We start from the raw sequence: 25994 nt of genomic DNA on the forward strand, positions 1-25994 counted from the left end.
TCGAGAAAAACTAATTTTTTTATAAAATTAAATAACTTATATTAATTAAAGTCGTCAAAGATTAGTACAATCTTTGACGGCTTTTTAATTTCGATCTTTTTCTCAGATTTTGTTTTATGCAAAAATTTTGAATAAAAGTCGTTTGAAATACAATTGCTAGATATATTAAATAGTGATAAAATCAGTGTGTATCTAAGTATTTTCTTTTAAATGGGAGGTGTTTTATATGGAAAAAATGATGAAAAAAGTTGCAATTGCGACAACAATTGCTTCCGCAGTAGGGGTAAATGCGGTGATTGATAATACTGCAAAAGCAGATAGTGTGACACCAACTCAAGCAAAAACACAGACTAAAACTGATCAAGTTCAAGCAAATGTTGATACTGCAAAACAAGATTTGGATTTGGCAAGCACTAACGTTAAAGAAGCACAAAGCAAAGTAGATTCTGCCACACAAGCAAATCAAAGTGCAAATAAAGATGTTACTGAAAAAAATCAAGTAGCATCAGATGCTCAAGTAGCATTAGATCAAGCTAAAACTGAACAAACAATAGCTGAAAATAAAGTTAAAGATGCACAAAAAGTGATAGAATCAGCTAACTCTGAAACTACTAAAACAGAAATAGCTGATAAGACAAATCAGTTAAATGAATTAAAACAAAAACAAACTCAAATAATAAATAATTTATCGAATGTACAAGCAATTCAGGGTCAAAAAGAAAATCAAAATAATAAGGCTCAATCAGAACTTAGCCAAGCTCAAAGTACATATAATCAAGCTGAGAAAAAGGTAAATGATCTTCGAGCTAAGTTAGATGCTAATAATATTGACAATCTAACTAATGATAAAACTAAGGCAGAAGCTAAAGTTAATAAAATTCAATCAGAGTTAGATATGGCTAACAAAGCAAATAAGGACAAGGCTCAAGCAGTTGAAGCTGCAACTAAGAAAGTTAATGATGCAACTGTTGCAGCAGCTCAAGCTAAAGCTAACTTGGATAAATCTCAATCAGAGCTGGCTAAGGCTCAAGCAGCATTGGCAGCATTAGAAAATAGTAAGACTGAAGTTTTAAATATAATTCAAGTGCCAAAAGAATACACACTAGAAGGATTAAAGGCGGCAAGTGAAGATAATAACGCAACTTTCGAAGCAATTTCTAAAAGTGGAATTGATTTGAATAAAAAATTTAACTACTCTCAAGCAGATGTTAATGAAAAAGTTGATTATCAACATCTAACACATGAACAATTAGTTGAAATTAATAAGTATGCAATTAGTTTAATTAATCAAATGCGTGAACATTTTGGATTAAAAGATTTAATCTTGAATGAAGAAAGCTTAAAAATAACTAAAACAATTGCTGATGGCTATCAAGCAAAACGTGAGTCTATTATGAAAGGTGATAGCCATGATAAAGAATTGCTAGATAAACGTGCTGAAAATATTGGCTCTTCTTCAGTATACGATACAGTTAGAACTAATATTCCAGCTATGCAAGTTAAAGCAGCAAAAGATGTTAGTTATAGAGAATATAATTCAAATTATATATCTATATCAACAATGGCTGATTTAAAGGCAAATATATATACTGCAATTTTGGCACTATTCTTTGATGATGCTAGAAGTAATTACGGACATGCTTTAAGTTTCCTAAATGAACATTATAAGTATGTAGCGGTAGCTCCATCAGTTATTGATGGTAGAGTTGATAATTATCCAGGTTATGGAAATGCCTATATTAATTTCTTAGATTGGCATTTTGTTTTCCCAGGCTATACTACATGGAATGATGGCAAGTATACATACTACTCGGGAAATGAAAATGATAAATTAAACCCTGCTCAAGATATTGATTTAAGTAAAGCTACTGTCGATACGACTGCAGCTAAAGCAGAATTAGCTAAGAAACAAAAAGCATACAATGCCGCAAAGACTGAAAATGATAAGGCAGTGGCAACTTTAAATACAGCTAAAGCAGAATTAGCTAAAGTAAGTAAAACTTCTGATGTGAAAAAATTACAATCTAATTTAGCCCAAGCTAAACAAGAATTAAAAGACATTAATAACAAGCTTGCTAATGCAGAACAAAATGGAACAACTCTTAAACAAGAATTACAAGCAGCAAATAAAGCGAAAGATGAAGCATTGAAGAACTTACAAGCAAAAAAAGTAGATGCTGGCAAGGCTAATAAGGAATTAGTAGTTGCTCAAGCTAATGTTGAGGCTGCTCAAAAGGCAGCAACTGAGTTAAACAATAAAGTTGCAGCAGTTCGACAAGAATTAACGGAACTAAATGATTTGGTAGGTAAGGGTAATAAGGCTCAGGCTGAATTATCTTCTTTACAAACTAAAGTAGAAGCAGCTAAGGAAAATGTTAAGGCTGCACAAAAAGTTTTAGATAAAGCCAATGAAGAACTTAACTTAGCTAAAGTAGAGGCTACTCAAACTGCACAAGCTTTAGATAAAGCTAAAACAGAGTTAGACCAGGCAGTAGCTAAACAACAAGTAGCGTTGGATAACTATAATAAAGCTCTAAATAGTCAAAAGATCTCTCAAGAAGTTGATAGAAACATTCAAAAACAAACTGAAGAGAAGAAAGAAAATAAGGTTGATAGTGGCAAGAAATCAGAATTTACTTCAAATAAAGTAATAAAAGAAGCAAAGACAAATGTTAAAGAAGCTAATACATTTAAGAAACAACATGTTAAAGAAGTTAATACATTTAAGAAACAACATGTTTCGGTAAGTAAGGCTTCTGTCTTACCAGCTACCCAATTACCTCAAACTGGTAATAAAACAGAAAATCAATCTATTTGGGGACTAGTATCACTTGCTATTGCAGGTATGCTAGGTTTAGTAGGTTACAATAAGCAAAAGAAGAATAATTAAATAGACTAAAAGAACATTTAAGTGTTAAGAAGAACATTTAGATGTTCTTTTTAATTGACCTAAGATATTGAAAGATGGTAACTTAGTCATAGATAACGCTTACAACGGAAAGAGGTTTTACTATGACAACAAATTATATGAGTAACTATAGCTATGGCCCAGATTGTTTTAAAGAAATTCCAGAAGTTTTAGACAAGTATAAAGTACATAAGATTGTTTTCATTGGTGGAGAAAAGGCATTAAAAAGTTCACAAGCAGATGTGGAAAAAATTTTGGAAAATAACGGGTTTGATATAACAGGAAGCTTTGTTTACGGAAAAAATGCAACTCAGTCTAATATAGATAAATTAGTAGAAAAATCTGAGGTTCAAGATGCAGATATAATTTTTGGTTTTGGTGGTGGTAGAGCATTAGATACTGTAAAGATGGTAGCAAAGGATTTAGATAAGACTATTTTTACATTCCCAACAATCTGTTCAAATTGTTCAGCTGGGACGGGTATTTCTGTTTTATATAAGGAAGACGGATCGTTTGATAGATATGGATATCCAGATGTACCAGCACATGTTTTCATCAATACAAGCGTGATTGCTAAAGCACCGAAAGAATATTTCTGGGCAGGAGTAGGCGATGGTATTAGTAAGGCTCCTGAAGTAGAACATGCGGTAGCTGCAGCAGTTGAACGTGGTGTGGAATTGCCTCATACAGCAGTATTAGGTGCAGCAATTGCAGCTTCTTCCAAAGATGCTTTCTATAAGTATGGGGAACAAGGAATTAAAGATGTAGAGAATGGAACTGTAAGTAAGGCTATCGAAGAAGTAGCTCTGGATATTGTAGTTTCAACAGGTTATGCTTCGAACTTGGTAAATCAAGATGATTTTTACTATAATTCATGCCATGCTCATGCTTTCTACAATGCAACAACAGCGATTAAAAAGGAAAAAGAACCATTGCATGGACAAGTTGTTTCCTTCGGGGTAATGGTGTTACATGCTTATTTCAATGAGTTAGAGGAATTAAAGAAAGTAGCTGCTTTTAATAAAAAATTGGGATTACCAGTAACATTGGAAGAAATAGGATTAAAGGTTAGCGATGCGGAAAAGATAACAGAACTTGCAATGCAAACGAATGAATACAAGCATACACCATTTGATAAAGAAAAATATATTGAAGCAATTAAATTAGCAGATAGAATGGGTAGTGAAAAGATTTAACGACTTTTCACAGTGTAAAAATAGTCTATGAAAATCTAAGCAAATTATTTTGTGTCCAACACATTTTGAATTATGATAAATTTAGAATGTGAGGTGTCTGAAATGAAAGAAACAAAAGAAGAATTGAGACAAAGAATTGGTGAAGAAGCGTATCAAGTTACGCAAAATGCAGCAACTGAACGTGCTTTTACAGGCAAGTATGATGAATTTTTTGAAGATGGAATTTATGTAGATATTGTTAGTGGAGAACCGCTATTTTCCTCTAAAGACAAGTATAATTCAGGCTGTGGCTGGCCTGCTTTTACTCAACCAATTAATAATCGCATGGTAACAAATCATGAAGATAATTCATTCGGGATGCATCGCGTAGAAGTTAGAAGTCGTCAGGCACAATCTCATCTTGGACATGTTTTTAATGATGGTCCACAAGATCGAGGTGGCTTACGATACTGCATAAATTCAGCCGCTTTACAATTTATTCCAGTTGCTGAATTAGATGAAAAGGGATACGGAGAGTATAAGAAATTATTTGAATAGTTTCGAGGTGTAAAAATAGTCTGAAAAAATAAAGAAATCTATTCTATTAATATTGTAATTTACTTTCGTTTGTATATTATTTGTGCTATATGTAATATACAAATGAGGTGATGATATGGCAAAAACAGTTACAACTACTATTAGATTAGATGAAGAACTTAAAAAAGAATTAACACATGACTTAGATATTATGGGATTGAACATAAATGCTTATTTTACAATGGCAGTCAAGCAATTGGTATTAAAGAAAAAAATACCTTTTGAAATTTCAACATCTAGTAATGATATTCCTAATGAGACAACAAGAAAAGCAATGATTTTAGCGGAAGCTTTAAAGAACTTTCGATGTATGGAATAGTTAATGAGATAAGTAAGCCACACACATTGAATAATAGAGGTGGCAATTATAATGGAAATCAAGAATACCATTTATCTAATGGAAAGGTAGATGTGTTAGTTATCTATAATCCACATAAAACCAATCTTACTATAAGAATGATAAGGATTGGCACTCATAAAGACTTATTTCAGGGTGAATTGAAGTGATTCTCTTATACGAAGAGGATATTTCAATAAAAAATCTCTCCAATACAGCCCAAAAAAAGACATTCAGAATTTTTCTGAATGTCTTTTTACTTTAGCTATAAATAACAACAGGTTCATATTGCTCAACATTATCGTAAATTTGATTGATTTGCGAAGGTCGAACATTAACACAACCATGTGATCCATCATTTAGATAAGCAGTACTACTCCAATTTTTACGCCAGTTAGCATCGTGGAAACCACATCCATCTAAAGTAAATGGAGCCCAACGACTAACGGGACTTGCATAAGCACTGTTGTCGGCATTTTTACCTCGAAGTGTAGTATTAGTCTGTTTGTACATGATGTAATACAATCCAGTAGGAGTATTATAGTTTCCATCATTGGTACCAGTAACAACGTTAAGAGAAGCAACTTGAGTACCATTCTTATATACCCATACGTGTTGTTGGGAAATAGAAACTTCAACGTAAGAATTTCCGATACCATTATTAGATGTAGTGTTATATCCTAAGCCATTTTCGGTATATCCTTCACCATATATATCACTTTTGGCATTGAGATCAGAATCACCCTTTTCAAAAGCAGTGGTAATAGACTTAGTAGCTTTGATAGGACTAAGAGCCCATCCATAAGTACCCTTATCTAAGGTAATCTCGGATCCACCAGTTGTTTTGAATTTGAGATTCTTATCGAGTGTACTTTGACTGTCGTTGATATCATCAATTTTCTTCTTTAAATTAGCAGCATCATATTCATATTTTCCATCTACAATTTTAGCGGAATTAATGACATCTTTAGCAGCTAAAGTATAAGTCTTATTTTGAACAGTGTAATTAACTTTTTGATCAGCTAATTTTTCTAATTTAGCTTTATCAGCTTGAACTTGCTTGCTATCAGCACTAATTGGTTGAGTGTAGGCAGTAGTAAGTTTTATTTGATTATCGCTAAATTGCTTATCATATTCTTGCATAATTTTATTAACATCGTATTGATTACCTTTTTTAGCGTTAATAACATGGACAGAACCATTCTTTAACTCTGCATAGGCATCTTTAGGAGCTGTTCGACTAACGTTTAAACGTTCGAGTTCGCTTTTAACAGCTGCACGCAATTCGTTTTTACGATAAGAGTAATCACTATCGCCTTTAGCCTGATAGTCGTAACTGCGACCAGATGGGAAAAGGCTGAATTGCTTGTCAAAAATTTCTTGAACCTTTTCTTGAGAAACAGAATTAGTTGAATTGGTAGGATCGCTACCCTTAACAAGTAATTTTTCCCCTAGATATACATTGTTATTTAATTTAGTTGTTTTGAGTTTTTGCGTAGCTCCAGCGACTGACATTCCTCCAACTTTAACACCATTGATTTCGATATTACGATTGAAATGTTGCTTTTGATAGAAGAATGAGCCACCACAGATAAGGACTACAGCGCCTAAACCTGCAGCTAGCCATTTAGTTCCCTTATTTATAAAAATCACCCCATAAAAAACTATCTGTAAAACATAAAGTACACAATCTAATCTCTCTAATTAGTATTATATACATTAAATTAACAATTTGTTAGTACAAAGTATTAAAATTCTGCGAAAAGCAGATTTTTTGACAATAATCTCTATAGGGACTATAATTCTTTTATTTTAAAAAAGTCTACACAAGGACTAATTTTAGTTTGAGGTGAGTATTACGAAAGATGAAGTCCAAACACTGACATCAAGATTAGATTTATTGATCGCTAAAGGAGCTAGAGAATACAAGGATTGGAATCAAAAACATGGGTTAACTGATTATCGTAGTGTGATTTTATATGAATTACTTTTACATACGAGATTAACTCAAAAACAAATTGTAGAGAGAACTAATCTTCCTAAACAATCAATTAATAAAGGAATCTTACAACTAAGAGATGAAGGTTATCTTACTTTAGAACAAGATGAAAAGGATAACCGAGTAAAATATTGTTTTTTAACAGAGGAGGGTGAGAAGTACGCGAAGTTAAAAATTCAACCATTACTAGATATTGAAGAAAAAATTATTATGAAAATGGGAAAAAAGAAAATAGAACAGTTAAATGAATTACTAGAAGAATGGAATTTAAATTTCAAAAAATACAAAGATGAAGAATGAGAGGTAAGAAGATGCAGATTTTGATGGCACATTTTAAGAACTATAAAAAAGAAGTTCTTAGTGCAATTATTTCAATTTTTATTGTCGCATTTGTCGCGGTTTGGCAACCGAGATTACTGCAATATGTGCTGACTGCAATAGTGCAAGACAATCAAGCAGGAGTTAGAAACTACGGAATTCAATTAATAATTTTAGCTCTTGTGGGAATTATTGCTGGGATTGTTAATGTCTACTCGGCTGCTAGAGTGGCACAGGGTGTAACCAGTGATTTGCGTGAAGAAGTGTATACGAAGATTCAAAATTTTTCTTTTGGAAATATTGAGAAATTCTCCACCGGTAGCTTAGTGGTACGTCTAATTAATGATATGAATCAAGTTACCAATATGATTATGACTATATTTATGCAAGTTTTCCGCGTACCATTGATTTTAGTTGGTGCTTTTATTTTGGGGATAATAACCGTTCCTCGTTTATGGTGGCTGGAAGTTCTGATGGTTGTTTTAATCATGGGAATAACGGGAATTATTTTCAAAAAAATGGGAAATTTATTCAATAAAGTTCAAAGTTTGATGGATAAGATAAATACGCAAGCTAAAGAAAATTTACAAGGTGTTCGTGTGGTTAAATCTTTCAATCAAGAAGGACAAGAGATTGATAAATTTAATCAAACATCTGACAATTTAAATAATGTTAACTTGAAAATAGGATATCTTTTTTCGACAGTTATTCCATCTTTTGAATTAATTGCATATGTTATTATTGCAGCTGCGATTTACTTGATTGGTGGCTCAATTCTCGATCATCCAAGTGATATTGCGGTAATTAGTTCTTATGTAACATATATTATGCAACTATTGTATGCCATTATGATTGGTAGCTTTGTAATGTCTATTTTCGCTCGTGGGGGCGTTTCTTTAAAACGTATTAAAGAAGTTCTTGAGACTCAACCTGATGTTGTCTTTAAAGATGATGCACTTGTAGAAGAACTGGATGGGGATGTTGAATTTGACAATGTTACCTTTGCTTATCCAGATGCAGATAAACCAATCTTAAAGAATATCTCTTTTAAAGTTAAATCAGGCGAAATGGTGGGAATTGTTGGTGCGACTGGTTCAGGAAAATCTAGCTTAGCTCAATTATTGCCACGTTTATACGATCCGACTGAAGGAACAGTTAGGATTGGTGGACATGATTTACGTGATGTGAATGAGAAGTCATTACGTGATACTGTATCGTATGTTTTACAAAGAGCAATTCTATTTTCAGGTACAATTGCCAGCAATTTACGTCAAGGAAAAGCAGATGCAACTAACTATGAATTGGAACGTGCATCGCAAATTGCACAGGCACAAGAATTCATTAGTCGGTATAAAGATACTTTTGATCACGAGGTAGAAGAACGATCTTCTAACTATTCAGGAGGACAAAAGCAACGGCTATCAATAGCTAGAGGTGTAGTGGGAAAGCCTAAGATTTTAATTTTAGATGATTCAACTTCAGCACTGGACGCTAAATCTGAAAAGCTAGTTCAAGAAGCTTTAGAAAAAGAATTAAAGGATACGACAACATTTATTATTGCTGAAAAAATTGTATCAGTAATGAATGCAGATAAGATTATTGTTTTGGATAATGGTAGATTGGTGGCTCAAGGAACTCATCAAGAATTACTAAAAAATTCACCAATTTACCAAGAAATTTATGCAACTCAAAAAGCACGAGAAAAGGCAGGTGATATCATTGAGTGATACTAGAAAATCGTTAAGATACTTTATTAAGTATTTAAGACCTTACTGGAAGGGAATTACGCTGGTAGTGCTATTTACAATCATTTTTACGTGGGCGCAAGTTGAAGCCCCACATTACTTAGGTTTGGCACTTACAGCATTAACAAAATATGTAGAACAGTATTTCAATCCAGCTACTAGGGCAACAGCATCAATGGATGATTTCTACCAAGCTTTGAAATTAATGCTGATTTTCTTTATTTTAAACGCGATTATCATGCTATTTACATGGGTTATTACCTCAAGATTTAATGCTCATTCAACTAATAATATGCGTGAGAATTTATTTGGTAAGTTACAGAAGATGACGATTAAGTATTTTGATACGCATCAAGATGGAAAGATATTGTCATTGTTTAACTCTGATTTGGATAATATCTTTAATGCGATGAACAATGCGGTATTTGAAGTTATTTCGCAAACAGCACTGTTTATTGGAACGATATGGATGATGTTCAGAATAGATGTTAGATTAGCTTTAGTAACAGTGGCCTCAACTCCATTTGTTGTAGTTTTGAGTTGGATAATTATGAGAAAGGCACGCAAGTATTTAGATGCTCAACAAGATGAAATTAGTAATCTAAATGGCTACATTAACGAACAAATTAATGGTCAGAAAGTAATTATCACAAATGGATTACAAGAAGAATCAGTTGAAGGATTTAAAGTTCACAATAAAAAAGTTCGCGATGCGATGTTTAAAGGACAATTTTATTCCGGAATTCTTTTCCCAATGATGCAAGGTCTATCAGTATTGAACCTATCTATTGTGATTGCGATGGGTTCATTATGGGTGGTTGACGGAACTTATAGTAGAGCAGTTGGTTTAGGGTTAATTGTGACTTTCGTACAGTACTCACAGACTTATTTCCAACCTTTAACTCAGTTAACTTCTATTTATTCCATGATCCAATTAGCACTGACAGGTGGTAGACGTCTAGCAACAATTGAAGAACAAGCTGAAGAAAACCAAGTTCCAACAGGACAAGAACTTAAGTCACTTGAAAAAGGAGTTAAGTTAGAAGATGTTCACTTTGGATACAATGAAAACAAGGAAATTTTGCATGGAATTAATATTTCTGTGAATAAAGGTGAGTCAGTGGCATTAGTTGGTCCAACTGGTTCTGGGAAAACCACCGTAATGAACTTGTTGAACCGTTTCTATGATGTTACAGGTGGAAAAGTAACTTTTGATGATGTAGATGTCAGAGATTTAACTTTAGAATCACTTCGTAATAATGTAGGAATTGTTTTACAGGATTCAATTCTCTTTTCAGGAACTGTGGCAGATAATATTAAATATGGCAAACCAAATGCCAGCCAAAAAGAAATAGAAGAAGCGGCTAAACAAGCTAATATTCATGACTTTATTATGACTTTACCACAAGGATATAATACTGAAATTAACGATGAAAATTCCGTCTTTTCAACTGGTCAGAAGCAGTTAATTTCAATCGCAAGAACAATATTAACTAATCCACCATTTTTGATTTTGGATGAGGCAACATCAAATGTTGATACTGTAACTGAAGAAAAGATCCAAAAAGCGATGGATGCAGTGATTGCTGGTAGGACAAGTTTTGTGATTGCACATAGATTAAAGACTATTATTAATTCTGATAAGATTGTGGTATTGAAGGACGGTAAAGTCTTAGAAGAAGGTAGTCATGAAGAATTATTGAAAGAAAAGGGATTTTATTACAACTTATATACAAATCAAATGGCATTTGAATGAAATTGATATTTCTAAATGGAAATGGCGTATACCAATTTTTGTAGATGGTATACGCCATTTTTTGTGATAAAAATATTTTATAAAAAAGAGTAGACAATTTATTTTTTATGATAAGTTTCTGGTAAAAAGATAATTGCAACTAAGTAAATACAAGAAGCAACTATATAAAAGACATTAGATGCTACTAAACCGTTAGAACCAAGAACTAAACTCCAGATGATATTTAAAATAGTATACATTCCATAGGTTAAAGCCCAAATAATTCCAAACATTAAAGTGGATTTTTGAGGAGTCATATTTGGTAATTCATGTGGAATGTTTAAGTAGATAGGATACTGAGCAAATAAAGCAATTCCACCAATAAATAAAAGAAAATATGAAATAATAGGTGCAGTTCCAGCAAAGAATACTGCGATAGAGATTGAGGCAATCGCAATAGTTCCCAAAGCTAGTAAGACTGGTCTACGCTTACGTTCAAGTTTAACTTTAAGCATTAATAGAGTACCTATCATACCACCACCAGAAACGGCACAAATCATTGCTTCAGACTTAAAACCTGGAAAGAATCCAGTAAGTGTAGGAGGAAGACTGGTTAGGGTCATAACATATAGGAATAAAAATGCACTAAATCCAATTGAAAACTTCCATACAAATAAATCTTTAATAGCTATACTATATGAATAATCATTTTCAATTTGTTCATTACTAGATGTTGCAAAATCTTCAGATTTGAATAACCAAATAGTGAAGAAGATAATGCTTAAAATAGCGATGCAACTTAAAGTAATACGCCAGTTATAACGCATAGCATTTGCAAATAAAACAAATGCAACAGCCATAATAAAGGCTCCAATATTATAGGAAGCTGTGATAAAAGAAGAATAAAAGATTTTTTGCTCACGTGATACGAATTTCACTACAATTGGATTCATATAAACCATAATCATTGAACCACCTAAAGCCATAAGCATACGTGCACCAACATACATCCAATAATTAGGCATCCATGCAGCAACTAAAGAAAAAGATAATAGTAGTAATGCAAATTGAGCAGCACGTTTAATACCTAATTTCATTAAAACAAGAGCTGCCAGAAAATTAGCAATAACACGTGCAATTGTAATAGTATAGTTGACAACTTGACCTATAACTGGTGATACGTTACCACCAAAATAAGTATGAATAATTTGTGGCCCTAAGTTTGATCCGCCAACCCAACTAGCTGCAAAAGTAACGTAAGCTGCAAAAAGAGTAAAGAACATTAAAATCCCAGTTTTATGACTTACTTCTTTCATGATAAAATCACCTACCATTCTTTAGATTATAGAAACTGAAAAGTTAAGAAAGTTCTTTAGTGGTCTAAAAATTATATCAGTGTCAAAATAAGAAGATTAATTGTTAAATAAAATTATTATTACGTAAAGTAGTATTTCTAATATCTTCAATGGTCTGTGTTCCTGCAAGTTGCATAACAATTTCTAGTTCATGTTTTAGATGTTCAAAAACTTCACGTGTACCAGTACTTCCACCTAAAGATAAACCGTAAATAGCTGGACGACCTATAGCAACTAAGTCAGCACCAGAAGCTAAAGCTTTGAAAATATGCTGACCTCTGCGTACACCACTATCAAAAACAATCGGAACACGTCCGTCAACAGCTTCAGCAACATATTGTAATGAATCAAATGCGGCTGGTCCACCATCTAATTGACGACCACCGTGATTAGATACCCAAATACCTTTAGCACCGGCATCTAAGGAACGATTAACGTCTTCACGTGCTTGAACACCCTTTACATATACAGGTAATTTAGAATGTGATGCAATAAATTCAACATCTTTAGGACTTAGTTTTTGTTTAGCTGAATTGTAGACTGTATCCATAGTTTGACCAACGCCTGATTGATATTCTTTTACGATTGGTAAAGGAACAGGGAAAGTAAAACCTGTACGGCGGTCAGTTTCACGATTTCCACCCACAGTAGCATCAGCTGTAAGAATAATAGCTTTAGCCCCATTTCTTTCAGCAATATCAATAATATTCAAGTTAATTCCGTCATCCTTACTCATATAGAATTGGAACCACAAAGGAGAAGAAGGACCGGCAGCTGCACGAATATCTTCTAGGGAACGTGAAGCAAATGAACTTGCTGTATAAATAGTACCGAAGTCAGAAACACCTTTAGCGGAAGCTTCTTCTGCATTTTCATGTGCTAAAGCATGAGCCGCAACAGGAGCCATGATGATAGGAGCTGTTAATTCATCATTATCAAATGTAAAAGAAGTATCTGGTTTTTCAACATCCATTAAGACATGTGGAACAATTAGCTTATGGTTAAATGAAGTTACATTTTGGTCATAAGTATATAAATCTTCTGCACCACTGTGGATATAACCAAATGATGGACCCGGAATAACTTTAGAAGCACCTTCTACTAAATCTTGGTAGTTGATAAAATCAACATGTCCTTCAAACGATCCTGTAATATATGACTTACTCATAAAAAATCATCTCCTTAAAATATAAATGATAACGTTTTCATTGATATTATACATATTTTTTTAGTTGTGTACAATCTTTTTGAATATATTTTTTTGAGAATTGGCAAATAAACTGTTTGAATGACTGATTAAAACTAATCGAATTCAGGTAATTTTTGTTTGATTACATAATTTAGGTTATAATTGAAAATGGTACAGAATGAGAAATTTTATTCTGTTTATAAGATGTCTGCTAAAACTAGTAGACAGGAGGTATTAAACTATGAAAAAGATACTTGTAGTAGATGATGAAAAACCCATCTCAGATATAGTGAAGTTTAATTTAACCAAAGAAGGTTATGATGTTTATACAGCCTATGATGGTGAAGAAGCTTTACAACAAGTTAAGGAAGTAGAACCAGACTTAATTTTACTTGACTTGATGTTGCCAAAAATTGATGGCTTAGAAGTAGCTCGTGAAGTTCGTAAGACACATGACATGCCAATCATTATGGTAACAGCCAAGGATTCTGAAATTGATAAGGTTCTAGGTTTGGAATTAGGTGCAGATGACTATGTAACTAAACCTTTCTCTAACCGTGAATTAGTAGCTCGTGTTAAGGCTAATTTACGCCGTCAATCAGCAGTAGTCGCAAAGTCTTCTGCTGAAGATGACAAGAATTCTGAAATTACTGTTGGTGATTTGACAATTCATCCAGAAGCATACACTGTGTCTAAGAATGGTCAAAGAATTGAATTAACTCATCGCGAATTTGAGCTATTACATTACTTAGCTCAACATTTAGGTCAAGTTATGACGCGTGAACATTTGTTACAAACAGTTTGGGGATATGACTACTTTGGTGACGTGCGTACTGTGGACGTAACAGTTCGTCGTTTAAGAGAAAAAATTGAAGATAATCCCAGTCGTCCAACTTGGTTAGTAACACGTCGTGGTGTAGGTTATTATTTACGCAATCCAGAAGTTGAATAGGTGGTAAGGAATGATAGAGGCAGAAAATATGAATAAAAAAGTTCGCTTCTTCCATTCAATCCATTTTAAAATAGCCCTTGTATTTGCATTGTTATTACTAATAACTTTTCAAATTGTTGGGGCTATATTTGTTAGACAACTAAAAAATGATAATTTAAAATCTTTCAAACAACGAGTGGAATTGTCTACTTATGTTGAAAATTCATTAATAGTTGCTTTGAGTAGGACGGATACAGAAGGGGCTAACACTAAAATTAAGAACATCTTGGATGATATTAATAACGCTAATATTCAAGAAGTTCAAGTAATAGATGCGAAAGGCACTATCAGGGGAGATAGTGATGTAAATAGTCGTTCTTTAATCGGGCAAAAGACAACAAATAGTGCAGTTAAAGGCGTGCTTTATACAGGTCGTACATATACAGAGACGACTTATAATCGAAATGATAATAAGCAATATTACATTTCAATCACACCTTTGCTGAATGTATCAAGCAATAATAATACAGTTGTTGGGGCGATTTATACTCGGGCAGATATGGCAAGTGTATATGACTCGGTAAATAATGTTGTAGTGATCTTTGCTTCTGCTTCGTTAATTGCGATTGTTATCGGTATGGTTTTAGCGATTATTGTTTCAAGTTCGATTACTAAGCCAATCGAAGAAATGAAACGGCAAACAGCTAGGATTGCACGTGGAGATTACTCAGGACACGTACATCAATATGGAAATGATGAATTAGGTCAATTAGCACAAGCTGTAAATAATTTATCAATTCGTGTTGAAGAAACTCAGGAGCTTTCTGAATCAGAAAGAAGAAGATTGGACAGTGTGCTATCGCATATGTCTGACGGTGTGATTGCGACTGATAGACGTGGTGGGATAACGATTGTTAATGATATGGCGATGAATTATCTCGATATTTCTGAAGGCGAAGTATTAGGTAAGTCAATCTTAGATATTTTGGATATTCGTAACCAATATACGTTAAGAGATTTGCTAGAAAAACAAGATGAAGTTGTCCTTGATATATCAGGTGAAAAAGACTTAATCTTGAATGCTTATTTCTCAGTTATTCAAAGGGAATCTGGCTTTATTTCAGGGATTGTCTGCGTGCTACACGATGTTACGGAACAACAAAAGATTGATAGAGAACGTAAGCAATTTGTTTCTAATGTTTCCCATGAATTGCGTACACCTTTGACAAGTATGCGTAGTTACATTGAAGCATTGAATGATGGCGCTTGGAGAGATGAAAAAGTTGCTCCAGAATTTTTAAAGGTTACACAAGATGAAACTGACAGAATGATACGTATGATTAATGATTTGCTAAGCTTATCGAGAATGGATTCTGGAACTGTAAAATTAGATCTAGAATTAGTTAATATCAATGGACTAGTAAATTATATTCTGGATCGTTTCGACATGATGTTGAAGAAAGATAAGATTGATACGCGAGATATTAAAACTAAGAATTACACGATTAAACGTGACTTTACTAAACGTGATTTATGGGTAGAGTTAGATACCGATAAATTCATTCAAGTGGTCGACAATATCATGAATAATGCGATTAAGTACTCTCCAGATGGTGGGGTAATCACTTGTCGCTTATTGGAAACACACAATAATGTAATTCTAAGTATCAGTGACCAAGGTTTAGGAATTCCAAAGAAAGATCTAGATCATGTCTTTGATCGTTTCTTCCGGGTTGATAAGGCACGTTCAAGAGCTCAAGGAGGAACTGGGTTAGGATTAGCGATTTCTAAAGAAGTAATTGAACTTCATCATGGTCGCATTTGGGTAGATAGTGTAGAAGGTAAAGGTTCAACATTCTATATTTCTTTACCATATGAAGAATATAGTGAGGAGGATTTGTGGGATGAAAATTAGGACATGGATGTTACATCTGGGTTTAATTTTGACTGTTGTTATCAGTATTGCTTTTACCTGGTTAATCTGGTTTAATCCTACTACCTTCTTTCAAAACGTTGGACGTACACCAGTTGATACAAGCAGTGGTGTAACGAATGCTTCAAATAAAAGGCTAGATGATGTATATACTCCAACGAGCTTGATGTATAACGAAACTACTACTAAGAAATATCAGTATTTCAATTATCATTCAGATATTACTAATCAAGCTAAAAAGATTATGAATAGAGTTGAAATAACATCATTAAAAACCGTAGCGAAGCAAAATGTTCCTAAATATTTGGCCACAGTTAATCAAAGTCATAGTTTGATTTTGAATTACCCAGATGTATTGCCAATAAAGTATGTGTGCATTTTGTTTGATAAGGCACCTAAAAAGATTACTGAAGATAAAGATAATGTCGATCAGATTATTATTCCAACTGGTAATTCAGGAAATACAATTTATTTTTTAAATAGTAAGAAGCAAAATATTTATAGAGTAAGTGTGAAAAATCTGAATGTTAAATCTTTAATGGCATTGACTAAAGACAAGCATACTCAGTCAGTAGCAACTGCTTTGGAAAATATAGGTGATGGCTATCGTTGGACATATCCGCAAGGGGTAAAATTAAACGAATATAGCTATCTAATTAATAAAGAATCTGCTGGTAATATGGTGGCTAAGTTGATGGGGGCTAACACTTCAGCGACAATCACAACTAAGCAACAAGATGGTAAGACGGTTTATTCTGATGACGCCAATCAGAGGATGACAGTTGATAATAAACATGGTGAAGTCGAATATATCAATTATGATAGTAATGATAAAAATAAGTCAAAAGTCAGCTTTAGTAAGACTTTAGAGATTAATCTAGCCAAGCTTAATTCTCTAGGAGTTACATTAGATGATGTTAGATATTCTAATTATGAGAGTAAGACTGGCGAAGTAATTTATCGTAACTATATTGCAGGATTTCCAATTGTTTCAGAGTATAATTATGGGACTTATAGCTTACAAAATGTTACTTCAAATGGACAAAGATTTATGTTCTCTTTGTATGGTTTACAAGTACCATTGCCAAATACTAATAAGCAAAAGACACTACCATCAACGAGTGATATTTTAAATCGCTTATCAAGCATAGGTTATAGTTCTAATCGTGTAAGAGCTATAAAAATCGCATACTCTTGGCAACGTAATGATAGTTCAAGTCAAGTCGTGGATCTGGTACCAACTTACCTAATAAAAGTTGATGGCAGATGGATTGATTATGAACAACTATTTCAAAATTTTGGAAAGTAGGTGAATGAAGTATGAATTTTAGACGAATTGAGTGGATATTCTTTCTAGCTTTCATAGTTCTCGATATCTTTTTGATATTTACCTACTTTCAACAAAATTGGTCTGTAGTATCAATAAAGAATTCTAACCAGGGTGCTAATGAAACGATTATGAAGAGTATTCGGAATGATCAGATTGAAATAAATCCGATATTGTCGAATCGAGCTAGTGAAGGTTATTATCTTGCAAGTCCTAATAGCGATGATTTGAAGAATAAAGCTGATACTGATTTACGCTACGTTACCTGGACATACAATGATCATAAATTGACGGGTGATTTTACCACGTTAATTAAAATAAATGATAGCGATAATCCACAAAAAACTTTAAATTCAGTAGTTGATGATGCGAGCTTGATAATTCATGGGAAAGACTATGCATACTCTAAAGAATTATCAAGTAAAAATACCATTGTTTATACGCAAATGGTGCATGGAAAGCCAATCTATACACCTGAGGGTCAATTGAGATTTACGGTTAAAGGTGGTTATGTTGTAGGTTATACTCAACGTCATCTCGCTAAAGTTCATCAATTAAGAGAAGTGAAGAAGACGATTAGCCAGAGACGAGCAGTTATTTTGTTGTATCAATATAACAAGATTCCGGCTAACTCTACTGTTGAATGGGTAAAACTAGGATATACTAAGTTGTTGATAGCTAATAATAATACAATTTTAATTCCAACATGGAATGTGAAGATTAAGAGTGATTCATCTGGAATTGTGCAATATCGACGCTTAAATGCGTTCACTGGTGCAATTATGGACGATTAGTAGTAGAACAAATTTAATAAGTAAGGAACACTAAAGAGTGAAGAGCTCTTTAGTGTTTTTTTATGTATTTTTTAGTTTAGAGCAATTTCAAACTATTTCAATAGTTGAAAATAAAGAATAGAATAATTAGCGTTAAATATAGTAAGCGAAAAAAGTTGAATAAAATATTGTTTTAGATATAATTTTCTTTGAACTTTTTTTAAAGATATAATATACTTTACTCATGCAATTGAGTAAGTTAAAAAATTTTGTCAATTTGCTAACATTTTAGAGTGATAAAGCCTAGAAATAGGGGATTAATAGTAGAAGTAGGAGAAGAGGTTAATGAGTAGAAGAAAAACAAACGGTAATAAAGAAAAACAAAGATTTAGTATTAAAAAAATTTCTGGAAGAACAGCTTCTGTTTTAATTGGATTTACAATTTTTGGTGGTCTAATGTTAGATGCACCTAAAGCAAAAGCCGATACTAATGATAATTATAATGTAACAACTAATTCAATAAGTGCGGAATCAACTTCAAACACTGATAAGGTTGTTACACCAACATCAAATGCTGATAAGACAAATCAAAATGTAGCGGATGTGACTAGCCAAAGTGCAGATAAGATGAGCAAGGATAGTATGAATCAGGATAGCTCAAATACGCCAACGCAAAGTAGCGAGTCAACTGCTACATCAAATTCCGCTAATAAAGAAAATGTAGACAGTACAACAGGTAGTAATGAAAATAAGACAACTGATACTACTGTAGCAAATACAGAACAAGAAAATAGTGCTAGTAATACAGTGAAGCCTAGATTATTTGCTGCTCGAGCAGCTAATGCAGATACAGCTAATAAATATAATGTTGATGATATTTACAATTACTATCACGATAAGGGCGCAAGTGTATCTAAAGAAAGAATACAAAGGTTAATTGATTATAAGAATAATTTAGATAGTGTTACTGCAATTTTAGATTTAAAAAAGACGGATTATGGTGATTATTGGGTAAATCAAGCATTAGAGGAACAACTTTTTAATCCAAAAACAATTACAGATACTTTTGTTGATAAACTTATAGGTTTAAATGGAGAAAAACTTGTTACTGCTACAAATGAGAAAATTAACAACCAAATTAATAAAATTAAGCTCTTGCAAAACCAATATCCAAATAGTCAGGATGTAAAGGATGCTCTTGAAAAATTAAATGCTGCTAAAGAACAAGTTATCCCAGAGAATATATTTAATGCCGATAAGATGAAAGATGTTATTGATACATTAAATAAATATGGATCACCAAATGTTTATGATGAATTAGCAAAAAAAGCTGAAGAAAATCCAAATGGCAATAATCAAGCATTGGATGAAGAAAAACAAAAAGCTCAAGACACAATCGATAAGTTAAATAACTTAAATAAAGCGCAAAAAGAAGCAGCTAAGGAAGCAGTAAACAATGCGACAGACGCCGCAGGCGTAAAAGCAGCAAGTAACCAAGCAACAGACTTAGATGGCAACATGGGTAACTTGAAGGAATCCGTAGCAGATGCTGATACAACAAAGGCAAGTGGAAACTACAAGAATGCCGATGGAGAAGCGCAAAAGGCATATGATGCAGCAGTAGAAGCAGCAAAAGCAATTGTAGCCAAAGAAGGAACAAATGCAGATAGTGTCGCAGTACAAGCAGCCTTAGAAAAAGTAAAAGAAACAAAGGCAGCATTGAATGGCGATAAGAAATTAGCAGATGCTAAGCAAGCAGCTCAAGACGTAATCGATAAGTTAAACAACTTGAATAAAGCGCAAAAAGAAGCAGCTAAGGAAGCAGTAAACAATGCGACAGACGCCGCAGGCGTAAAAGCAGCAAGTAACCAAGCAACAGACTTAGATGGCAACATGGGTAACTTGAAGAAATCCGTAGCAGATGCTGATACAACAAAGGCAAGTGGAAACTACAAGAATGCCGATGGAGAAGTGCAAAAGGCATATGATGTAGCAGTAGAAGCAGCAAAAGCAATTGTAGCCAAAGAAGGAACAAATGCAGACAGCACAGCAGTACAAGCAGCCTTAGAAAAAGTAAAAGAAACAAAGGCAGCATTGAATGGCGATAAGAAATTAGCAGATGCTAAGCAAGCAGCTCAAGACGTAATCGATAAGTTAAACAACTTAAATAAAGCGCAAAAAGAAGCAGCTAAGAAAGCAGTAAATAATGCGACAGACGCCGCAGGCGTAAAAGCAGCAAGCGACAATGCAGAAGCTTTAGATGGTAACATGGGTAACTTGAAGGAATCCGTAGCAGATGTTGACGCAACAAAGGCAAGTGGAAACTACAAGAATGCCGATGAAGAAGCGCAAAAGGCATACGATGCAGCAGTAAAAGCAGCAAACGCAATTGTAGCCAAAGAAGGAACAAATGCAGATAGTGCCGAAGTACAAGCAGCCTTAGAAAAAGTACAGGCAGCAAAAGCAGCATTGAATGGCGATAGCAATTTGGCAAACGCTAAGCAAGCAGCTCAAGACGCAATCGATAAGTTAAACAACTTAAATGAAGCGCAAAAAGAAGCAGCTAAGAAAGCAGTAAATAATGCGACAGACGCCGCAGGCGTAAAAGCAGCAAGCGACAATGCAGAAGCTTTAGATGGTAACATGGGTAACTTGAAGGAATCCGTAGCAGATGTTGACGCAACAAAGGCAAGTGGAAACTACAAGAATGCCGATGAAGAAGCGCAAAAGGCATACGATGCAGCAGTAAAAGCAGCAAACGCAATTGTAGCCAAAGAAGGAACAAATGCAGATAGTGCCGAAGTACAAGCAGCCTTAGAAAAAGTACAAGCAGCAAAAGCAGCATTGAATGGCGATAGCAATTTGGCAAACGCTAAGCAAGCAGCTCAAGACGCAATCGATAAGTTAAACAACTTAAATGAAGCGCAAAAAGAAGCAGCTAAGAAAGCAGTAAATAATGCGACAGACGCCGCAGGCGTAAAAGCAGCAAGCGACAATGCAGAAGCTTTAGATGGTAACATGGGTAACTTGAAGGAATCCGTAGCAGATGTTGATATAACAAAGGCAAGTGGAAACTACAAGAATGCCGATGAAGAAGCGCAAAAGGCATACGATGCAGCAGTAAAAGCAGCAAACGCAATTGTAGCCAAAGAAGGAACAAATGCAGATAGTGCCGAAGTACAAGCAGCCTTAGAAAAAGTACAGGCAGCAAAAGCAGCATTGAATGGCGATAGCAATTTGGCAAACGCTAAGCAAGCAGCTCAAGACGCAATCGATAAGTTAAACAACTTAAATGAAGCGCAAAAAGAAGCAGCTAAGAAAGCAGTAAATAATGCGACAGACGCCGCAGGCGTAAAAGCAGCAAGCGACAATGCAGAAACTTTAGATGGCAACATGGGTAACTTGAAGGAATCCGTAGCAGATGTTGACGCAACAAAGGCAAGTGTAAACTACACAAATGCCGATGAAGAAGCGCAAAAGGCATACGATGCAGTAGTAGAAGCAGCAAACGCAATTGTAGCTAAAGAAGGAACAAATGCGGACAGTGCAGCAGTAAAAGCAGCATTAAAAGAAGTAAAAGCAGCTCAAGATGCATTGAATGGCGATAAGAAATTAGAAAATGATAAGCAAGCAGCCCAAGACGCAATCGATAAGTTAAATAACTTAAATGAAGCGCAAAAAGCAGCAGCTAAGGAAGCAGTAAATAAAGCAACAGACGCCGCAGGCGTAAAAGCAGCAAGCGACCAAGCAACAGCCTTAAATGGCAACATGGGTAACTTGAAAGAATCCGTAGCAGATGTTGACGCAACAAAGGCAAGTGTAAACTATACAAATGCAGATGACGCAACGCAAAAGGCATATGACGCAGCGGTAGAAGCAGCAAACGCAATTGTAGCCAAAGAAGGAACAAAAGCAGATAGTGCCGAAGTACAAGCAGCCTTAGAAAAAGTACAGGCAGCAAAAGCAGCATTGAATGGCGATAGCAATTTGGCAAACGCTAAGCAAGCAGCTCAAGACGCAATCGATAAGTTAAACAACTTAAATGAAGCGCAAAAAGAAGCAGCTAAGAAAGCAGTAAATAATGCGACAGACGCCGCAGGCGTAAAAGCAGCAAGCGACAATGCAGAAACTTTAGATGGCAACATGGGTAACTTGAAGGAATCCGTAGCAGATGTTGACGCAACAAAGGCAAGTGTAAACTACACAAATGCCGATGAAGAAGCGCAAAAGGCATACGATGCAGTAGTAGAAGCAGCAAACGCAATTGTAGCTAAAGAAGGAACAAATGCGGACAGTGCAGCAGTAAAAGCAGCATTAAAAGAAGTAAAAGCAGCTCAAGATGCATTGAATGGCGATAAGAAATTAGAAAATGATAAGCAAGCAGCCCAAGACGCAATCGATAAGTTAAATAACTTAAATGAAGCGCAAAAAGCAGCAGCTAAGGAAGCAGTAAATAAAGCAACAGACGCCGCAGGCGTAACTGCAGCAAGCGACAATGCAGAAGCTTTAGATGGCAACATGGGTAACTTGAAGGAATCCGTAGCAGATGTTGACGCAACAAAGGCAAGCGGAAACTACAAGAATGCAGATGAAAAAGTACAAAAGGCATATGACGCAGCAGTAGAAGCAGCAAACGCAATTGTAGCCAAAGAAGGAACAAAAGCAGATAGTGCCGAAGTACAAGCAGCCTTAGAAAAAGTACAGGCAGCAAAAGCAGCATTGAATGGCGATAGCAATTTGGCAAACGCTAAGCAAGCAGCTCAAGACGCAATCGATAAGTTAAATAACTTAAATGATGAGCAAAAAGCAGCAGCTAAGGCAGCAGTAAATAATGCGACAGACGCCGCAGGCGTAAATGCAGCAAGCGACAATGCAGAAGCTTTAGATGGTAACATGGGTAACTTGAAGGAATCCGTAGCAGATGCTGATACAACAAAGGCAAGTGGAAACTACAAGAATGCAGATGAAAAAGTACAACAGGCATATGACGCAGCAGTAGAAGCAGCAAACGCAATTGTAGCCAAAGAAGGAACAAAAGCAGATAGTGCCGAAGTACAAGCAGCCTTAGAAAAAGTACAGGCAGCAAAAGCAGCATTGAATGGCGATAGCAATTTGGCAAACGCTAAGCAAGCAGCAAAAGACGCAATCGATAAGTTAAATAACTTAAATGATGAGCAAAAAGCAGCAGCTAAGGCAGCAGTAAATAATGCGACAGACGCCGCAGGCGTAAATGCAGCAAGCGACAATGCAGAAGCTTTAGATGGTAACATGGGTAACTTGAAGGAATCCGTAGCAGATGCTGATACAACAAAGGCAAGTGGAAACTACAAGAATGCAGATGAAAAAGTACAACAGGCATATGACGCAGCAGTAGAAGCAGCAAACGCAATTGTAGCCAAAGAAGGAACAAAAGCAGATAGTGCCGAAGTACAAGCAGCCTTAGAAAAAGTACAGGCAGCAAAAGCAGCATTGGATGGCGATAGCAAATTAGCAGATTCCAAGCAAGCAGCAAAAGACGCAATCGATAAGTTAAATAACTTAAATGAAGCGCAAAAAGCAGCAGCTAAGGCAGCAGTAGACAATGCGACAGACGCCGCAGGCGTAACTGCAGCAAGCAATAAAGCAGAAGCTTTAGATGGCAACATGGGCGACTTGAAAGAATCCGTAGCAGATGTTGACGCAACAAAGGCAAGTGTAAACTATACAAATGCAGATGACGCAACGCAAAAGGCATATGACGCAGCGGTAGAAGCAGCAAACGCAATTGTAGCCAAAGAAGGAACAAAAGCAGATAGTGCCGAAGTACAAGCAGCCTTAGAAAAAGTACAGGCAGCAAAAGCAGCATTGAATGGCGATAGCAATTTGTCAAACGCTAAGCAAGCAGCTCAAGACGCAATTGATAAGTTAAACAACTTAAATGAAGCGCAAAAAGCAGCAGCTAAGGCAGCAGTAGACAATGCGACAGACGCCACAGGCGTAACTGCAGCAAGCAATAAAGCAGAAGCTTTAGATGGCAACATGGGCGACTTGAAAGAATCCGTAGCAGATGTTGACGCAACAAAGGCAAGTGTAAACTATACAAATGCAGATGACGCAACGCAAAAGGCATATGACGCAGCGGTAGAAGCAGCAAACGCAATTGTAGCCAAAGAAGGAACAAAAGCAGATAGTGCCGAAGTACAAGCAGCCTTAGAAAAAGTACAGGCAGCAAAAGCAGCATTGAATGGCGATAGCAATTTGTCAAACGCTAAGCAAGCAGCTCAAGACGCAATTGATAAGTTAAACAACTTAAATGATGCGCAAAAAGAAGCAGCTAAGGAAGCAGTAAATAATGCGACAGACGCCGCAGGCGTAACTGCAGCAAGTGACCAAGCAACAGCCTTAGATGGCAACATGGGCGACTTGAAAGAATCCGTAGCAGATGTTAACGCAACAAAGGCAAGTGTAAACTATACAAATGCCGATGAAGAAGCACAAAAGGCATATGATGCAGCGGTAGAAGCAGCAAACGCAATTGTAGCCAAAGAAGGAGCAAATGCGGATAGTGCAACAGTACAAGCAGCCTTAGAACAAGTAAAGGCAGCAAAAGCAACATTGGATGGCGATAGCAATTTAGCAAACGCTAAGCAAGCAGCTCAAGACGCAATCGATAAGTTAAATAACTTAAATGAAGCGCAAAAAGCAGCAGCAAAAGCAGCTATTGAACAAGCAAGCAGTTTAGCAGAGGTAAGCACAGCAAGCGATAAAGCAACAAACTTAGATAGTAGTATGGGTGATTTGAAGAAAGCTTCCATAGATAGTGAATCTATCAAGAATAATGTAGAATATGTAAATGCAAGTGCTGATAAGCAAAAAGCATTTGATGATGCTATGAAAGCTGCTTCTGATGTACTAAATGGTAAGCAAGCTGACTATAAGACTGTTTTAGACTTGATTATTTCTCTAAGCAATGCTAAGGATAACTTAGATGGTGCTAAGAAATTTAATAACAGCAAGCAAGTTGCTAAAGTTGTTATTGATAATCTGGCTAATTTGAACGATGCCCAAAAAGTAACTGCTAAGAAAGAAATTGACAGTGCAACTCAAGAAAATGCAATTACAACTGCAGTGAATAAGGCAAAGAATTTAGATGATTTAATGATTAAATTACATGCTGCAATAGAATTAGCAGCACAAACTAGAGTAACTGTGAGATATCTCAATGCTAGTCCAGAACTAAGAGAAGCGTATGATAAAGTTGTTAAATTATCAAAAGAAGTTGTTGCTAAAAATGGTAATGATGCAAATGCAAATGATATTCAATTACTATTACAAGCACTAGAAACTGCTCAAAATGCATTGAATGGTAAAGAGATCGTTGTTACACCAGATAGTAGTCAAAGTAATCAAACAGATTCTAATTCAGATAATAAGTTAGAGAACAAGACAGCTAACCCAAGTAAAGCTACTGCAACAGCTAAGAATAAAGTATCAACAAGTGAAAAATTACCACAAACGGGTGATACAAGTGATAATAATGTTTCTATTATTGGAGCAACATTAGCTTCAATTGCAGGACTATTTGGTTTAGGATCATTATATAAAAAGAAAGAAGATAAATAGTTTTTATAAGACAGATATTTTGAAGATAAATCTTTGAAATATCTGTTTTTTTAATTTTAGATATTTCTTA

General features: G+C 35.1%; 15 protein-coding genes and 1 pseudogene. 13 read left to right on the forward strand and 3 right to left on the reverse strand.

From position 1 onward, the window contains the following. Window positions 1-226: 226 nt before the first annotated feature. The 5 genes and pseudogenes from PTA89_RS00160 to PTA89_RS00180 all read left to right on the forward strand — a co-directional run bounded on the left by PTA89_RS00160 (window position 227) and on the right by PTA89_RS00180 (window position 5187). The gene (locus PTA89_RS00160; RefSeq protein ID WP_324177230.1) at window positions 227-2890 is read left to right on the forward strand and encodes an SEC10/PgrA surface exclusion domain-containing protein; all 2664 of its coding nucleotides are present in this window, start codon (window positions 227-229) and stop codon (window positions 2888-2890) included. Window positions 2891-3012: 122 nt separating this feature from the next. Then, entirely contained in the window at window positions 3013-4104 is a 1092-nt protein-coding gene (locus PTA89_RS00165) for an iron-containing alcohol dehydrogenase family protein (RefSeq protein ID WP_324177231.1), read from the forward strand. Between the two features lie 102 nt (window positions 4105-4206). After that, window positions 4207-4641: a peptide-methionine (R)-S-oxide reductase MsrB gene (gene msrB, locus PTA89_RS00170; RefSeq protein ID WP_087251038.1), complete on the forward strand. Its 435-nt coding sequence runs from the start codon at window positions 4207-4209 to the stop codon at window positions 4639-4641. A 115-nt stretch (window positions 4642-4756) separates the two neighbouring features. After that, a pseudogene (locus tag PTA89_RS00175) lies at window positions 4757-4972 on the forward strand (type II toxin-antitoxin system RelB/DinJ family antitoxin); the annotation flags it as partial. A 14-nt stretch (window positions 4973-4986) separates the two neighbouring features. Then, the gene (locus PTA89_RS00180) at window positions 4987-5187 is read left to right on the forward strand and encodes a type II toxin-antitoxin system YafQ family toxin (protein WP_034997573.1); all 201 of its coding nucleotides are present in this window, start codon (window positions 4987-4989) and stop codon (window positions 5185-5187) included. A gap of 91 nt (window positions 5188-5278) precedes the next feature. On the opposite strand, the gene PTA89_RS00185 is transcribed toward PTA89_RS00180, so the two are convergent. Next, window positions 5279-6670: a L,D-transpeptidase family protein gene (locus PTA89_RS00185; protein WP_324177232.1), complete on the reverse strand. Its 1392-nt coding sequence runs from the start codon at window positions 6668-6670 to the stop codon at window positions 5279-5281. A gap of 196 nt (window positions 6671-6866) precedes the next feature. Between PTA89_RS00185 and PTA89_RS00190 the strand changes: the two genes are divergently transcribed. Genes PTA89_RS00190 through PTA89_RS00200 form a run of 3 tightly spaced genes read left to right on the forward strand, consistent with a single transcriptional unit; the run spans window position 6867 to window position 10835 of the window. Continuing rightward, window positions 6867-7316, forward strand: a complete 450-nt coding sequence (locus PTA89_RS00190; protein ID WP_003705682.1) for a MarR family winged helix-turn-helix transcriptional regulator — start codon at window positions 6867-6869, stop codon at window positions 7314-7316. A gap of 11 nt (window positions 7317-7327) precedes the next feature. Then, complete coding sequence (locus tag PTA89_RS00195) at window positions 7328-9061, forward strand: ABC transporter ATP-binding protein (protein ID WP_324177233.1); 1734 nt, start codon at window positions 7328-7330, stop codon at window positions 9059-9061. Then, the gene (locus PTA89_RS00200; RefSeq protein ID WP_324177234.1) at window positions 9054-10835 is read left to right on the forward strand and encodes an ABC transporter ATP-binding protein; all 1782 of its coding nucleotides are present in this window, start codon (window positions 9054-9056) and stop codon (window positions 10833-10835) included. The genes PTA89_RS00195 and PTA89_RS00200 overlap by 8 nt, the downstream gene beginning before the upstream one ends. 98 nt (window positions 10836-10933) lie before the next feature. Here PTA89_RS00200 and PTA89_RS00205 read toward each other — a convergent pair whose 3' ends face one another. Both PTA89_RS00205 and PTA89_RS00210 read right to left on the reverse strand, forming a co-directional pair. Next, window positions 10934-12130, reverse strand: a complete 1197-nt coding sequence (locus PTA89_RS00205; RefSeq protein ID WP_324177235.1) for an MFS transporter — start codon at window positions 12128-12130, stop codon at window positions 10934-10936. Between the two features lie 103 nt (window positions 12131-12233). Continuing rightward, the gene (locus tag PTA89_RS00210) at window positions 12234-13337 is read right to left on the reverse strand and encodes an alpha-hydroxy-acid oxidizing protein (protein ID WP_255906432.1); all 1104 of its coding nucleotides are present in this window, start codon (window positions 13335-13337) and stop codon (window positions 12234-12236) included. Window positions 13338-13599: 262 nt separating this feature from the next. Between PTA89_RS00210 and yycF the strand changes: the two genes are divergently transcribed. The 5 genes from yycF to PTA89_RS00235 all read left to right on the forward strand — a co-directional run bounded on the left by yycF (window position 13600) and on the right by PTA89_RS00235 (window position 25924). After that, window positions 13600-14310, forward strand: coding sequence for a response regulator YycF (yycF, locus tag PTA89_RS00215; RefSeq protein ID WP_134354518.1), 711 nt, complete (start codon window positions 13600-13602; stop codon window positions 14308-14310). Window positions 14311-14338: 28 nt separating this feature from the next. Continuing rightward, complete coding sequence (walK, locus tag PTA89_RS00220) at window positions 14339-16204, forward strand: cell wall metabolism sensor histidine kinase WalK (protein WP_289555481.1); 1866 nt, start codon at window positions 14339-14341, stop codon at window positions 16202-16204. Beyond that, window positions 16194-17531: a YycH family regulatory protein gene (locus PTA89_RS00225; RefSeq protein ID WP_081533370.1), complete on the forward strand. Its 1338-nt coding sequence runs from the start codon at window positions 16194-16196 to the stop codon at window positions 17529-17531. The genes walK and PTA89_RS00225 overlap by 11 nt, the downstream gene beginning before the upstream one ends. Window positions 17532-17542: 11 nt before the next feature. Then, entirely contained in the window at window positions 17543-18343 is an 801-nt protein-coding gene (locus PTA89_RS00230) for a two-component system regulatory protein YycI (RefSeq protein ID WP_324177236.1), read from the forward strand. A gap of 324 nt (window positions 18344-18667) precedes the next feature. Next, on the forward strand, window positions 18668-25924 hold the full coding sequence (locus PTA89_RS00235) for a YSIRK-type signal peptide-containing protein (RefSeq protein ID WP_324177237.1): 7257 nt from the start codon (window positions 18668-18670) through the stop codon (window positions 25922-25924). Window positions 25925-25994 lie beyond the last annotated feature (70 nt).

The organism is Ligilactobacillus salivarius (assembly GCF_035231985.1).
GTDB classification, from domain to species: domain Bacteria; phylum Bacillota; class Bacilli; order Lactobacillales; family Lactobacillaceae; genus Ligilactobacillus; species Ligilactobacillus salivarius.